The sequence below is a fragment of the Marinithermofilum abyssi genome (genome assembly GCF_014641195.1).
In the GTDB taxonomy this organism is placed as follows: domain Bacteria; phylum Bacillota; class Bacilli; order Thermoactinomycetales; family DSM-45169; genus Marinithermofilum; species Marinithermofilum abyssi.
Map to the genome: position 1 here is coordinate 131,705 of NZ_BMHQ01000001.1, position 13,484 is coordinate 145,188.

12 protein-coding genes and 1 tRNA gene are annotated in these 13,484 nt (G+C 51.1%); 5 read left to right on the forward strand and 8 right to left on the reverse strand.

Annotation, left to right across the window (positions count from 1 at the left end; translation table 11 throughout):
• Window positions 1-2 precede the first annotated feature (2 nt).
• From gap to rpoN, 3 genes are all read right to left on the reverse strand, one after another.
• Window positions 3-1,010, reverse strand: a complete 1,008-nt coding sequence (gap, locus tag IEW70_RS00650; protein ID WP_188646000.1) for a type I glyceraldehyde-3-phosphate dehydrogenase — start codon at window positions 1,008-1,010, stop codon at window positions 3-5.
• A 25-nt stretch (window positions 1,011-1,035) separates the two neighbouring features.
• Window positions 1,036-2,076, reverse strand: coding sequence for a sugar-binding transcriptional regulator (locus IEW70_RS00655; protein ID WP_188646001.1), 1,041 nt, complete (start codon window positions 2,074-2,076; stop codon window positions 1,036-1,038).
• A 617-nt stretch (window positions 2,077-2,693) separates the two neighbouring features.
• Entirely contained in the window at window positions 2,694-4,088 is a 1,395-nt protein-coding gene (rpoN, locus tag IEW70_RS00660) for an RNA polymerase factor sigma-54 (protein WP_188646002.1), read from the reverse strand.
• Between the two features lie 314 nt (window positions 4,089-4,402).
• Here rpoN and IEW70_RS00665 point away from each other — a divergent pair.
• Together IEW70_RS00665 and clpP are read left to right on the forward strand one after the other, a co-directional pair.
• Window positions 4,403-4,477: transfer RNA gene (locus tag IEW70_RS00665), tRNA-Arg, on the forward strand.
• Between the two features lie 118 nt (window positions 4,478-4,595).
• On the forward strand, window positions 4,596-5,189 hold the full coding sequence (clpP, locus tag IEW70_RS00670) for an ATP-dependent Clp endopeptidase proteolytic subunit ClpP (protein ID WP_188646003.1): 594 nt from the start codon (window positions 4,596-4,598) through the stop codon (window positions 5,187-5,189).
• A 59-nt stretch (window positions 5,190-5,248) separates the two neighbouring features.
• Here clpP and IEW70_RS00675 read toward each other — a convergent pair whose 3' ends face one another.
• Window positions 5,249-5,413 carry a hypothetical protein gene (locus IEW70_RS00675; protein WP_188646004.1) on the reverse strand — a complete coding sequence of 55 codons (165 nt, stop codon included), beginning with the start codon at window positions 5,411-5,413 and terminating at the stop codon, window positions 5,249-5,251.
• A gap of 594 nt (window positions 5,414-6,007) precedes the next feature.
• Here IEW70_RS00675 and IEW70_RS00680 point away from each other — a divergent pair.
• The 3 genes from IEW70_RS00680 to IEW70_RS00690 all read left to right on the forward strand — a co-directional run bounded on the left by IEW70_RS00680 (window position 6,008) and on the right by IEW70_RS00690 (window position 9,415).
• Complete coding sequence (locus IEW70_RS00680) at window positions 6,008-6,763, forward strand: hypothetical protein (RefSeq protein WP_188646005.1); 756 nt, start codon at window positions 6,008-6,010, stop codon at window positions 6,761-6,763.
• A 238-nt stretch (window positions 6,764-7,001) separates the two neighbouring features.
• Entirely contained in the window at window positions 7,002-7,955 is a 954-nt protein-coding gene (corA, locus tag IEW70_RS00685; protein WP_188646006.1) for a magnesium/cobalt transporter CorA, read from the forward strand.
• Window positions 7,956-8,059: 104 nt separating this feature from the next.
• Window positions 8,060-9,415 (forward strand): S8 family serine peptidase, encoded by a 1,356-nt coding sequence (locus tag IEW70_RS00690; protein ID WP_188646007.1) that lies wholly within the window; start codon window positions 8,060-8,062, stop codon window positions 9,413-9,415.
• Window positions 9,416-9,574: 159 nt separating this feature from the next.
• On the opposite strand, the gene IEW70_RS00695 is transcribed toward IEW70_RS00690, so the two are convergent.
• The 4 genes from IEW70_RS00695 to whiA all read right to left on the reverse strand — a co-directional run bounded on the left by IEW70_RS00695 (window position 9,575) and on the right by whiA (window position 13,479).
• Window positions 9,575-9,856: a hypothetical protein gene (locus IEW70_RS00695; RefSeq protein ID WP_188646008.1), complete on the reverse strand. Its 282-nt coding sequence runs from the start codon at window positions 9,854-9,856 to the stop codon at window positions 9,575-9,577.
• Between the two features lie 368 nt (window positions 9,857-10,224).
• Complete coding sequence (locus IEW70_RS00700) at window positions 10,225-12,042, reverse strand: monovalent cation:proton antiporter family protein (RefSeq protein ID WP_188646009.1); 1,818 nt, start codon at window positions 12,040-12,042, stop codon at window positions 10,225-10,227.
• A gap of 185 nt (window positions 12,043-12,227) precedes the next feature.
• Window positions 12,228-12,491: an HPr family phosphocarrier protein gene (locus IEW70_RS00705; RefSeq protein ID WP_188646010.1), complete on the reverse strand. Its 264-nt coding sequence runs from the start codon at window positions 12,489-12,491 to the stop codon at window positions 12,228-12,230.
• Between the two features lie 46 nt (window positions 12,492-12,537).
• Window positions 12,538-13,479 carry a DNA-binding protein WhiA gene (whiA, locus tag IEW70_RS00710; protein WP_188646011.1) on the reverse strand — a complete coding sequence of 314 codons (942 nt, stop codon included), beginning with the start codon at window positions 13,477-13,479 and terminating at the stop codon, window positions 12,538-12,540.
• Window positions 13,480-13,484 lie beyond the last annotated feature (5 nt).

Genomic DNA, 13,484 nt, shown 5'->3' on the forward strand with positions numbered 1-13,484 from the left:
ACTTAGAGGCCTTTCTTGGCAATGAATTGGATCAAGTCAACCACACGGTTGGAGAAGCCCCATTCATTGTCGTACCAGGAGACCACTTTCACCATGTTGCCGTCTTGGATCATGGTGGACAGGGCATCCACATAAGAGGAGTGCGGGTCACCGTTGAAGTCTTTAGATACCAGCGGTTCTTCGGTGTAACCCAGCACGCCTTTCAGCTTGCCTTCGGCAGCTTGACGCAGGGCGGTGTTGATTTCATCCACCGTTACTTCTTTATCCAGCTCAGCTACAAAGTCCACTACGGACACGTTCGGGGTCGGCACGCGCATAGCAAAGCCGTTCAGCTTGCCTTCCAGCTCAGGCAGCACTTTGGACACAGCTTTGGCCGCACCCGTGGTGGTCGGGATGATGGATTCAGCGGCAGCACGGGCCCGGCGCATATCTTTGTGCGGCAGGTCGAGCAGCTGCTGGTCGTTGGTGTAGGAGTGCACAGTGGTCATCAGGCCGCGGCGCACGCCGAATTGCTCATGCAGCACTTTAGCCACCGGAGCCAAGCAGTTGGTGGTGCAGGAAGCGTTGGAGATCACGTGATGGGAAGCCGGGTCATAGCTTTCATGGTTCACACCCATCACAACAGTCAGGTCTTCGTTTGTAGCCGGTGCGGAGATGATTACTTTTTTGGCGCCGGCTTGGCGATGTTTTTCAGCGTCTTCTTTTTTGGTGAAACGACCGGTGGATTCTACTACCACGTCAATGCCGAGGTCGCCCCAGGGCAGTTGAGCCGGATCGCGCTCAGCCAGCACTCGGATTTCTTTGCCGTTGACGGACAAACCATTGGCGGTTGCTTTCACTTCTGCATCCAGTTTGCCGTGCACGGAGTCGTATTTCAGCAGGTGTGCCAGCGTGTTGGCATCGGTCAGGTCGTTAATGGCGACGACATCCACTTCCGGGTTGTTCATCGCAATGCGGAAAACTGCGCGTCCAATCCGTCCAAAACCGTTAATCGCTACTTTGGTTGCCATAAGTATAACCTCCAGATCATGAAGTTCATGGTGTGTTGGCTGTTGCCAGATCGAGCAGGATGGTACGGGCTGCTGCTTCATCCGTAATCAGGATATCCGGGCGGGCGACGGGTCCGACCGCCGCCACTGCTTTGGCTTTACTGGAGCCTCCCGCCACAGCAATGATGGTCTCAACCGACTGAAGATCCTCTAGACTCAGCCCGATACTGTGTCCGCGGTGGACGATTTCCCCTTCAGCATTAAAATAGTATCCAAAAGCTTCCCCCACCGCTCCCTTCTCCTTCAACTTTTCCAACAAGTCGGGAGAGGATTTGCGCCGTTTGGCCATGGTTTGGGCATCACCCACACCATGCACCACGATGCGGGCGGACCGCAGGATTTCCAACATCTCTTGGATGTGGGGCTCCCTGATCAGCGTGTGATAGGCTTCGTCACTCAACTGATCCGGGACGTGCATCAGCCGGTACTTTCCTCCTGATTTTTGCGCCATAAGAGAAGCGATATAGTTGGCTTCCAACTCCACCGTCTCCCCCAACCCCCCGCGGGCAGGGACAAACGTCGTTTCCCGCAGGCCCGCAGTGGCGGTCATCATCTGAGCTACAGATGCCACTGTAGTACCTCCGGCGACAGCCACCACCTGGCGGGGATGGGCTAATTGCTTCAATAAACGGGCTCCTGCTTTTCCCATTTCTTTTTTTACCCAATCGGAGCGGTCTGAATCCCCTGGAACCACAATCACTTTTTGCAAATTCAACATCCGGGCCAGCTGTTTTTCCAGATCGGTAAACCCGAACAACTCCTTGATCAAGGGTTCCATATCCGCCACCAGGGTATCCCCTTGCATGGTTAAGCTCATCCCTACCGGGTCGGTCCGAACCAACCCCTGTTCCTTGAGGAAATCCACTTCCCCCCGCAAAATGCGTTCCGTGGTCCCCAAAGCCGAGGCTAAGCTCCGCCGCCCTACCGGCTGCATCAGTTGGAGGTGACGCAAAATTTCATACCGCTTGCGCATCACATCCAATAAATCCGGCAACAACTGTTTCTGTAAGTCCAATATCGGTTTCATGGTTTCCTCCGGGACAAATTATGTCCCATGTAGCAAAATCCGTCCCGCAACGGTGAAAAAAAAAGAAGAAGGTTGAATCACCATGATCATAGCGGATAACCTTGATTTTGGCAAGGGGCAACTATCCATGCAGACTGCCCTCATTCAACCCGAGACTATACGCTTTTCACTTGTATTCAACCGCCCGCTCCAGATTTTGCCGTGCGAAATTTTTACGATCTCTTTACACAGGATAGGTTTCCACACAACCGTTTCGGTTAAACGGAAAAATCCGAGACAGAGCAAGAAACTCTGCCACAACTAGGATGATTCGACTCTTTTGCCCGTCGCCCCTCCTCCGGAGCTGAGTTCATCCGGTTCGCTCACAAATACAGCGCGACTGAGGACCGATCGATGCCCTGTGGGTATAAAGCGCACCCATAAGGCACGCGTCGCTCCCTAGTCGCTTTGCTTACAGGTCATATGGTTTCGATTTCTCGCTTACCACTGAGTTCCGTTAAAAGCCGCTGCTTAAGCAAAAGGCTTCAGCTTATTTCAATCGCCTTCCTGCACGCTCTTCTGCCAGCGTTAAAGGGAACAACCCGTCACCGGTAACTGTAACTGATAGCATACCTGCTTTACTCCTCATACCGTTTACGCACCTTGGAAGCGGCGATCCCCAATTCCTCCCGGTACTTGGCCACGGTTCGGCGGGAGATCTTCACCCCTTCCTCCTTCAAACGGTTCGCGATCATCTGATCGGAAAGAGGACGACATTTATCTTCCTCTGCAACCATTTTGGCAATACGTTCCTTGACGCTCCGTGCAGACGTATTGCCTCCGGCTTGTGTGGACACCCCGGAGGGGAAGAAGAAACGGTAAGGGAACAGTCCCCGCGGTGTTTGCAAATATTTATGCTGGGTCGCCCGACTCACCGTGGATTCGTGCAGATCCAGGGATTCCGCCACCTGTTTCAGCGTAAGCGGTTTGAGATGAGAAGTGCCGTGCTCAAAGAAGGGCCGCTGTTCCTGTAGAATTGCCTCGGTTACCCGGTACAGCGTCTGCTTGCGCTGTTCGATGCTTTTCATCAGCCACAGGGCAGACTGCATCCGATCCTTGATATAACCGGCTGCCTGTCGTGCGTTTTCATCCTGGCGACGCAAGATGGATTCATAATGCCGGCTGATGCCCAGGCGCGGGATATATCCGTCATTGACCAAAATGACGAAGTCCTCGTTGACCCACTCCACTGTTACATCCGGCACGACATAGCGAGGATTTTCACCGCTGTACAAAAGACCCGGGCGAGGATTGAGCCTTTTGATACGATCCAGCGACTGCTGCACCTCTGCCACGCTGACATCCAGTTTTCGAGCGACTTTTTTCAACCGCCCTTCCGCTACATCGGTCAAACAACTTTCCACCAGCCGCAAGGCCAATTCGTCCGGTTCGTCCTCCCTGGACAATTGGATCCGAAGGCATTCGGACAAGGAGCGGGCCCCGACACCGGCGGGATCCAACGAATGAACCAGGTGAAAGCACTGTTCCAGTTCCTCTCGACCCAATTGGAACCGCTTACATATTTGGTCGGACTTCACTGTTACATACCCGTGTTCATCCAAGTTCCCAATGATATATGAACAGACTTCCCGTGTTCGGCTATCCAAATCAAGCAGACGCAGTTGGGCTTCCAGCACCTCCCCCAAGGATTCCGTCGAGGTCGCCAGCCGCTCCACTGGGTTGTCTTTCTCTTCTCCCTTCCCTACGGACGTACCGTTCCACTGATAATCCCTGAGATAGCGGGTCCAATCCAACATATTTTCCTCCACAGAGGATACAGGAGAATCTGTTTTGGTGTCAGCCCCGGACTCTTCCATTTCCAACACCGGATTTTCCATCACCTGTTCCTGAATATACTGTAACAGGTCTGTTGCGGAGTATTGCAGAATCTCAATCGCCTGACGCAATTCGGGAGTCATCACTAGTTTCATTCGCTGTTCCTGCATCAGGCCGTAGCCCATCGATAGAGCCATGATTTATCACCTCCGCGATGTTCACAGTATATGTTCCTCCTGCATCGATTGATGTGCATTTATCGCCTATGCAAGAGGGTTAAATCGGCATGAATGTGGGAAAACAAGTGATATACATACCGACACCATTGTATCATAAAGACAGGAATTCTGTTCCGTACTGTACCGGAATTCCAGTAAAATTCCATACGATCCCGGTTGCTGTAAACGGGCGGGTGCACAATAATCCGACAAGATCGAATTCGACAAAACCCTTGCCTTTTTGATTCGTCTTCGCTATAATAATTTTTGTCGCGATCAACGATATGGATTATGCGCCTATAGCTCAGGGGATAGAGCACTGGTCTCCGGAACCAGGTGCCCAGGTTCGAATCCTGGTAGGCGCACCACAACAGCAGCCGCTTCGGCTGCTATTTTTTGTTTTTCTGCACATTTCGTTTGATCAAACTTGACCTTTTGGGTTATGATGGAATCGAAGCACGATCCATCCGATGAGGAGGAACAAGGATGAATCTGATCCCTTACGTCGTCGAACAGACGAATCGCGGTGAACGCTCCTACGATATCTACTCCCGCTTGTTAAAAGACCGTATTATTTTCTTGGGCAGTGAGATCAACGATGCAGTAGCCAACACGGTCGTGGCTCAGATTTTGTTTTTGTCCGCTGAAGACCCGGACAAAGACATTCAACTGTACATCAACTCCCCCGGCGGATCCATCTCTGCCGGCTTCGCCATCTATGACACGATGCAGCATGCCAAATGCGACATCCAGACGATCTGTATCGGTATGGCCGCATCCATGGGAGCTTTTCTGCTCTCTTCCGGTACTCCCGGGAAGCGTCTGGCTCTGCCCAACAGCGAAGTGATGATTCACCAACCGCTGGGCGGTGCACAAGGCCAAGCAACCGACATCGAAATCAGCGCCAAACGGATTCTGCGGATGCGGGATAAGTTGAACAAAATCCTCTCCGAGCAAACAGGTCAACCGCTGGAAAAAATCCAGCAGGACACCGACCGCGATTTCTTCATGACTGCAGAGGAAGCCAAGGACTACGGGCTGATCGACAAGATTATCACCGTTCCGCCGAAAAAGGCATAATGAACGCAATGCAAAACCACCGCTTTCCAACGAAGGCGGTGGTTTATTTTATGGAAGCATCAAAAAAACGTCGGGATCCAGATCACCGAAGCAGTTACCAATAGGGCCACCGTCACAACTCCAATCGCCAAGGGCACGGCATAATCTTCCGGGGGCTCGGCTGAAGACAAAGAGACGGCCAGCTCACGGGTTTTTGGTGTGTTCATTAGCTTTTGCTTTTCCATTCCACACTCTCCCCTTTCATCAAAATGACCTTCCAACCGACGACAAGAAGCGAAATGTTCTCTCTTTGTTCACAAAGCAACGGATCACGAAACTGGTTTACCGTTTATAATTAGTGTGGGTAAATCTAACTTCCGTCTCCTAATAAATAAACAGCCCGACATTCAAATTCCGATGTCTTATTCATGTATTCGCTTTCAAAATAGACGGAAAATAAATGCCCCAAAGCTTTGCATCCTTTGAATCTCTTGCCCACCCAAAAATAAGAAGAAAGTCGTAATCCTTGTTCGGAAATAGTACTAATGTATTCTACACTTTATGTTCAAATTCCTTTTCTCTCCCCAACATTTGTCCGAGGAGTATGCTGAATGAAGCGATCGGATCGGCAAGAACGCATCCTTTTTTGGGTAATAATGGTCGTTGCTGCCATTTTATTTTTGGCGGTACTAGGCCGGTTTTTCCGTTAAACTTCCAAGGAAGCCCAGGTATTGCCAATGGCTTGGCACATTTACACAAACTACATTGCCACCATGACCGTCATTGTGGTAATCTGAGCTCGAGTGAGGGATGGGCGACCACAAGGAGGATCGAGGAAGTTGAGATCTGCCGCACTCGCAGTGTTGATGTGCCTGTTTGTATTCACGGTGGCACCGATCGCCCATGCCGAAACCACTGACACCATCACTCAAACGACAGACAAAGTATCTGAAACAACGGACAAAGCATTACCCACGGAAAAACTCCAGGAACCCCAACTGCAAGGTGAATACTTTACCAAAGGCGGCAAGCACTACGTCCAAGTGAAGATGAATCCGTCCAAAAGTCCCCGGGGAACCTGGATCATCACCCTCAACGGAAGCGATGAGCAAGCCTCTCCTGAAAATGCCCAATTGAATCAATTCACAGCCAAATATGACGATTTGGTTCCCGGGCGCAATTATCAACTGATCGCCGTATTCTACGGAAAAGACGGAGAACGTGCGGTGGATGTGAACACCTGTTACAATTTCACCGCCAAAAAGCCGACGCAAGGAATGGACAACCGTGTTCCGCTTCAGGATTGTGGAATTGCCTCCAAAGCCAAGGAACTGAAAAAACAGGCTCTGGATACTGTAAACGGTGACAAAAGCGACGGCGGAAAAATCCTGAACGGCGGTGAAAAGGGAACCGCTCCCTCCGGCACCGAAGAGTCCGGCTCTTTCTTCCATTTCAACAGCGGCAAACAGGAAGGCGGACCGATGCCGGATACGGCTGCTCCCTCCCCGGTTTGGATGTCACTGGGAGCACAAATGCTTCTGGTGGGAGCAGCATTGTTGGGCTTCCGGCCTCAATCACGCACCGAGGATGAGTGATTCTGTTTTACCAACATCGAAGGAAGCAATCCCGGCATGCAGCGGCGGACACCGTGTTCCGGCTGTTTTCGCACCGATTTCATGTTGGATTCGTTTATTATTGCAACTTCTACGCAACAATCGACACCGTTACCGGAACGATGATAAACCCAAGCCCACCCATCACTCCCGAAAGACAGGCTTTATGCCTGTCTTTTCCGGTTTTTTGGGTAGCTTAATGGTGAAGGAGGATGAAATCATGATTCGAATGTTGGCTGTAGATCAACAAGGACAGATTCGAGAGGGCGGTCCTCTGGAACAGTTGGACCTGTCCGATTACCGTTGGTATTGGGTGGATTTTAACCAACCGACCAAAGAAGAAGCCCCCTTGTTGGAGACATATTTTCATTTTCACCCACTGGCGATCGAAGACTGCCTCAATTTTTTGCAGCGTCCCAAATTGGATCATTATACGGATTACGCCTTTTTGGTGCTACATGCTCTCGATCATCGATTGCAACCAAAGGAAGTAAACTTGTTTGTCGGGGATCGTTTCGTGGTTTCCTTTCACAAGTCAGAAGTTCGGGAGTTAGACCAAGCGTTTGAGCGTTTAGCCCAGGATCCCCGTGCAGCAGACGGCGATGCGAATCGCGTCGCTCATCATATCATAGACCAATTGGTGGACGGCTACTTTCCCCTTGTCTCTGACCTGGAAGATCAGCTCAGCCAGATCGATGACCTGCCGCCGGGAACCTCCAGCCCCAACCTAATGAACCACCTGTTTCAGTTGCGGGGACAGTTGCTGAAATTGCACCACACGGTCATATCGATGCGGGATCTGTCCTACCGGATTCTTCAGTCGGAACGTTTCAACCAAAACAAAGAAAACAAGGCGTACTACAAGGATATTTACGATCACTTGGAGAAATTGGCCCACATATTGCAGATGAATCGGGAAATCACCGCCGACATCCGCGACAGCTACCTTTCGGTCAACTCTTACCGAATGAACGCCATCATGATGACCCTGACGATGATTACCACGATCTTTATGCCGCTGAGTTTGATCGCCGGTATCTACGGCATGAACTTTCAATACATGCCGGAGCTTCATTGGCGGTATGGTTATTTTGCCGTGCTAGGAATCATGGCCTTCATTGGTACGGCCATGTTTGCATGGTTTAAGCATAAGGGTTGGTTTGACGGGCGTTAACGGGCTTTAAAAAGATCGGACACAGCAGGATTTTATATCCAGATGTCCAAATCTTTATACGATCCGGTTCTCAACCGAGTCAACGATAACAAGGGGGTGGACGGATGAACAAAGTCGCGGGTTGGGTTGCAGCGGCCGTTTTGGCCGTATCCGTCTTCATGGGCGGAGCGGTGCCCGTCGTTAAGGCAGCACCTCAAAAAACGTACCTCATCAACTTCAAAGGAGACTATCTGCCGAGCAATGCCCGATCACTCGTGGAAAAAGCGAACGGCAAAGTTCTCAAGGCCGATGAAGCCCTGGGCTACATCGAAGCTGCTTCCGGTGACACCCGTTTCTTGGAGAATATCCGCCAAGAGACGGAAGTGGCCAACGCCAATGAAGAGCTGGTGCTTTATCAGAAAGGGACGATCGCCAAAGAACCCCTTGAAGGGAATACGGAACACCCGTTGTATGAGCAATATCAGTGGGATATCAAGCAAGTGACCCAAGACGGACAAAGTTATCAGCTCCCCGGCGGCAAAGGCAGCAAAAATGTGGTCGTAGCCGTCATCGATACAGGAATCGACATGGAACACCCGGATTTAAAGGCGAACATCGTGGAAGCCAAATCCTTTGTGCCGGGTGAATCCCCACAGGATGTGGAAGGCCACGGCAGCCATGTGGCAGGCTCCATCGCAGCCAACGGGAACGTGCTAGGCATCGGTCCCGAATTGGGAATCGCCAGCCTCAAGGTGTTCCCTAAGGATGGCGGCGCCCCCACTTCGTGGATCGTGGATGCCATTCGATACGCTGCAGACCAAGATTACGATGTCATCAATATGAGTCTCGGTGACTATCTGTTCCTACAAGACCCCAACCGGGATACTTCTGACATCACCGCCGATATCAATCTGTTCAAAAAGGCCATCGCCTATGCCCACAATAAAGGGGTGACTATTGTGGGCTCTGCTGGAAACGCCAATGCCGACATCTCCAAACCCGGACAGCTAAGCCGGTATCTTTTCGATGAAAACGGCGCAACCAAACGGGACCCCGCCAGCAACCTGCTGATTCGGGTGGCGGCCGGCAATAAAAGCAAGCAGCGCACCTTCTACTCCAACTACGGCAATGGGAAGATCGATGTGATGGCTCCGGGCGGTGACCTCGGCCCCCATTACGATCCGATCACCAAAACCGGACGGGATCCCAGCTATTTGTGCCTGAGTACTGTACCAGTGGTGGATCAGCAAGGAAACGTGATCGGACATGGTTACGCCCGCTATGCCGGCACATCAATGGCGGCACCCAAAGTGGCCGGCGTCGCTGGAGTGATCATCGCCAAGCACGGTAAAAACCAGCTCAGCCCGTCCCAAGTAAAGTCCATCATTCAGCAGTCTTCCGAGGACATCTACAAAACCGGTTATGATGCAGAATCCGGTTTTGGCTATGTGAATGCCGTCAGTGCATTGCGTCATCGCTAAAAGGAAGTCCCCTATTCCACCCATCATCCAACAAGCCCGCCTATCGGCGGGCTCCCGTTGTTTATGACATCGGCGGGGGAATCAGCCCTACCGGCTGGGATGGCTCCAACGGCCCGAACGGTCCGATCGGACTTCCGGGTTCCCCCGTCCCCCCAAAGATCACCACTCGTCAATGAGCCCTCCCACACCGCCAAACGGTTCGCCAGTTTCGCTGAAGAAATCCATCCCCCTTTCCCCCGTCGAATATTGCGGAGCAAAAAAAGGCGTTCCCGGCAGCCCGACGGGAGGCTGAATGTTCCCTGCTCCGCCATAGAGTCCCCATCCGGGAATCCAGTATGGGGCTTCGAAAAATTGTTGCACTCCTCGCCAGAGAAGCGGTGTATTCCACCCCCCGTTAAAAGGAACCAAAGGCCAGCCTATTTTACGGATTGTCCGCCACATAAACCATTCATCTAGTATATTCGAGGTAGCAAGTCGCTTTCGATTGTACGAATCCAACCCCCGACTCATAATCGCCTCATCCCCTTTTTCCTTTTCTCCCGCTACGGATCACCATATGCCCGGCACATTCCATCTTATTGCCCATACGGATGAAAAGTGACCATCCCGTTCTCTCTACGAACCCCTCATCCTTTTTTCCTCATTTTACTATTAATTTCACCTAAGTATTGCCAAAACCATCGAGGCCATGTTACAATAAATCCGCCAATTTCATTTTTTTCTAACGGATTTGTTTAGGCACCTTTGCTGGGTGTCGCTTTTTTTTTTGCGGAAAAAACAGCCGCCCTGACTTGCAGGGCGGCTCGGTTTTAACCGCTCAAAATTCGGCGGAGGCGGCGGGCATGCTCCGGCGTATCGCTTACGATCAGCCGATCGCCCAGTTGTACTACAGTATCTCCATGAGGAACGATCACCTCATTCTCCCGCAAAACCCGAAGCACCAAAGAATCTCCCAGGATGTTGAGATCCCGCAGACGACGGTCGTGATAGCGATCATTGAGCATGGGAATCTCTTGTAAATGTCCTTCAGTGGTTACCAGGTTAATCACGGAAGGATACTCAATCATCGCCTTTACCAAAGTCATGTTGGAGAAAAAGGTGGATACCACTTGAATCCGACTGTCTTCCGGCAGCGCCGGTTTCTCTTCGACCCGTGCGATAATTTGGTTGACCCCTTGCTCTTCCGCTTTTTTGGCGATGTCAAAGTTGCGTTCGTCGTCATTGGTGAAAGCAACTACGATATCCTTGGTAAATACCTCATGACGTTCCAATACAGCCAACTCGTTGGATTCCAATTCCACCACATCGTAAGGACGCTGGTTTACCGGTTCCAGGTTGCTTTTGTCGGATCCGAACAGGTAAACATCATACCCGTCGTGATGCAAATCGTGAGCCAGCTTCAACGTGATCGCATTGAAGCCGACCAAGGCCACACTGGATACAGTATCTTTCTCGCGATCCGGTACCAAGCGCTGAAAGATCACCGGCGATATCAGCACGGTTACGACAGCAGCCAACACCAAAGCGGTATTGGTGGTATTGCTGATAATCCCCATATCCATCCCCACCGCTGATGCGGCAATCACCAAGCTCAACGTGGACCCGAGGATGGTGACGGAACCGATGGACTCATTCCTGTCGAAATACCGGCGGAATACCGGCCACACCGGCACCTTCGACAAAAAAAAGGCGAACAGCATGACGGGAAAGAGTACCAAAGCCAGAGGATCTTTCAACAAGCCGATCAGATCCAGCTTCGCACCTACCATTACAAAGAAAATCGGGATCAGAAAACCGAAACCAAAAGCATTCAATTGCCGTACAAACTCTCTTTTCGGCGACAACAATGAGACGATCACGCCGGCCAGGAATGCACCCAGGATATTTTCCGCTCCCACCCCTTCCGAAAGGGCGACAAAAAAAAGGATCAAGGCGAAGACACCACGGGTGGAGATAGAGATCGTCTCCTTTTGGATTTTCTCAGCCAACTTACGGGGCTTCATTATCTGGATCAGGCGATAAACAACGAAAAACACGACAAAGAACAGCAACAACAAAAGCGTGCTCATGACACCTTCGGAAGACTTCTTAAAAGCGACATACACCGCAAGCAGGATCATGGTAATAAAGTCGGCAATCACTGCGGTCAATAGAATGGATTGCCCCAGCGGTACCTCCAAAAGGCCTTTATCTTTTAAGACCGGCAGCGTGACACTTACCGAAATCGTTGAGATGATCAATGTCATAAAGAACGCATCTTCCACGATCCCAAACAGACTGAATACCCAGGCCAGCAAAAAAGACAAAACAAAGATACCGCCGAACCCCAACAGGCTGATTGTCAGCGGGTTGGCCGACCCTTTTTGATTGCGGCTTTTTTGTATCAGTTCAAAGTCCACTTCCAAACCGGTTAAAAACATCAGATAGATAATCCCGAGCATCGATAACAGTTCCAACAGTTGATCCTGTTGGATGATTTGCAAACCGCTCTTTCCCAGCACCAAGCCGGCGGCAATCTCCGCCACCACAACGGGAATGGCGTTCCACCGCAAGCGGTGCAGCGCGATGGGAATAACAAAAGCGACGATCACGACGATCATCAGTGATAAAACAGAATGATGTTCCATGTTAAATCCCCCACGACTGATTGATGTTGGATCTGTATTCTCCATAAAAGGCTGTATTCAGTCATGCGATTCATTCATCGCACGCTATGAGTATTGCCCCAGTATAACGGATTTAACTATTTATCGTCATCCGAAAAAAGTAACAGCCGCTGCCATAAGGCAACGGCTGAAGCGGTGTATTCGTTTCAGGATATTTCTTCTTTGCTGACGATGGCAGCCAACGCTTCCACCGCTTCTTCCGCATCAGGGCCTTCCGCGGAAATGACGATTTCCGTTCCGGAAGAGACGGCCAGGCTCATAATGCCCATGATGCTCTTGGCGTTCACTTTTTTGTTTTCTTTGGAGACGAACACTTCCGCAGCAAACTTATTGGCTTCCTGTACAAACATCGCGGCGGGACGGGCGTGAAGCCCGGCTTTCAATTGGACAGTTACTCGTTTTTCAGCCATCTCAAATCCCTCCCAGGGTTTTACTGATATCAAACGTCCGCATGTTTTAGGGGGCAGACGTACTTTTCAACTTGTTCGCGATTTCATCCAGTTTACGCAAACGGTGGTTGACGGCAGATTTGCTCACCTCGCCGCCCGGGAGCAGCTGCCCTAGTTCCGTCAATGAGACATCCGGATAACGAAGACGAGTTTCCGCCACTTCCCGCAAGCGTTCGGGCAATTGATCCAGTCCCAGCTCCCGGTCGATCAGCCGGATATTCTCCACTTGGCGCATGGCTGCTTGAATCGTCTTGTTCAAGTTGGCTGTTTCACAGTTAACCAAACGGTTGACGGAGTTACGCATATCTTTCATGATGCGTACGTCCTCAAATTTGAAAAGGGTCTGGTGAGCCCCGATGATATTGAGGAACTCGCCGATTTTATCCCCTTCCTTGAGATAGACGACAAAGCCTTTTTTCCGCTCAATCCATTTGGCGTTCAAATGATAGTGGTTCAAAAGTTGCCGAAGTGCTTCGCTGTGATCCTCGTAAGTAGAGACGATTTCCAAGTGGTAGGAAGCACTGTCCGGATTGTTGACAGATCCTCCCGCTAAAAAAGCTCCCCTTAGGTATGCTCGACGGCAACACTCATTTTCTCGGAAAGGCCGGGCAATTCCGGGGATCCGTTCCAGCCCGTCCCCCAAAATATGCAAATCCCGTAAAATCGCTTCCGCCTGGGTCCTGAGGCGTACCACATACGCGTTGTTTTTTTTCAGCCGCACCTTTTTCCGTACCATCACTTCCGGTTGCAGATCGTACAACTGCTTGATCAAAGAAAAGGTTCGGCGTGCAATCGCATTGTTCTCCGTGGTTACGTCCAGGCTCAACGGGCCGCTGTTAATCTGGATCGATCCGTTCATACGGACCAATGCAGACAACTCCGCCCGCTGACAACAGGCAGGCCCTTCGATCCGCGTCAGTTCATGCTTGGTGGCGGAGGCAAAGGACATATGAC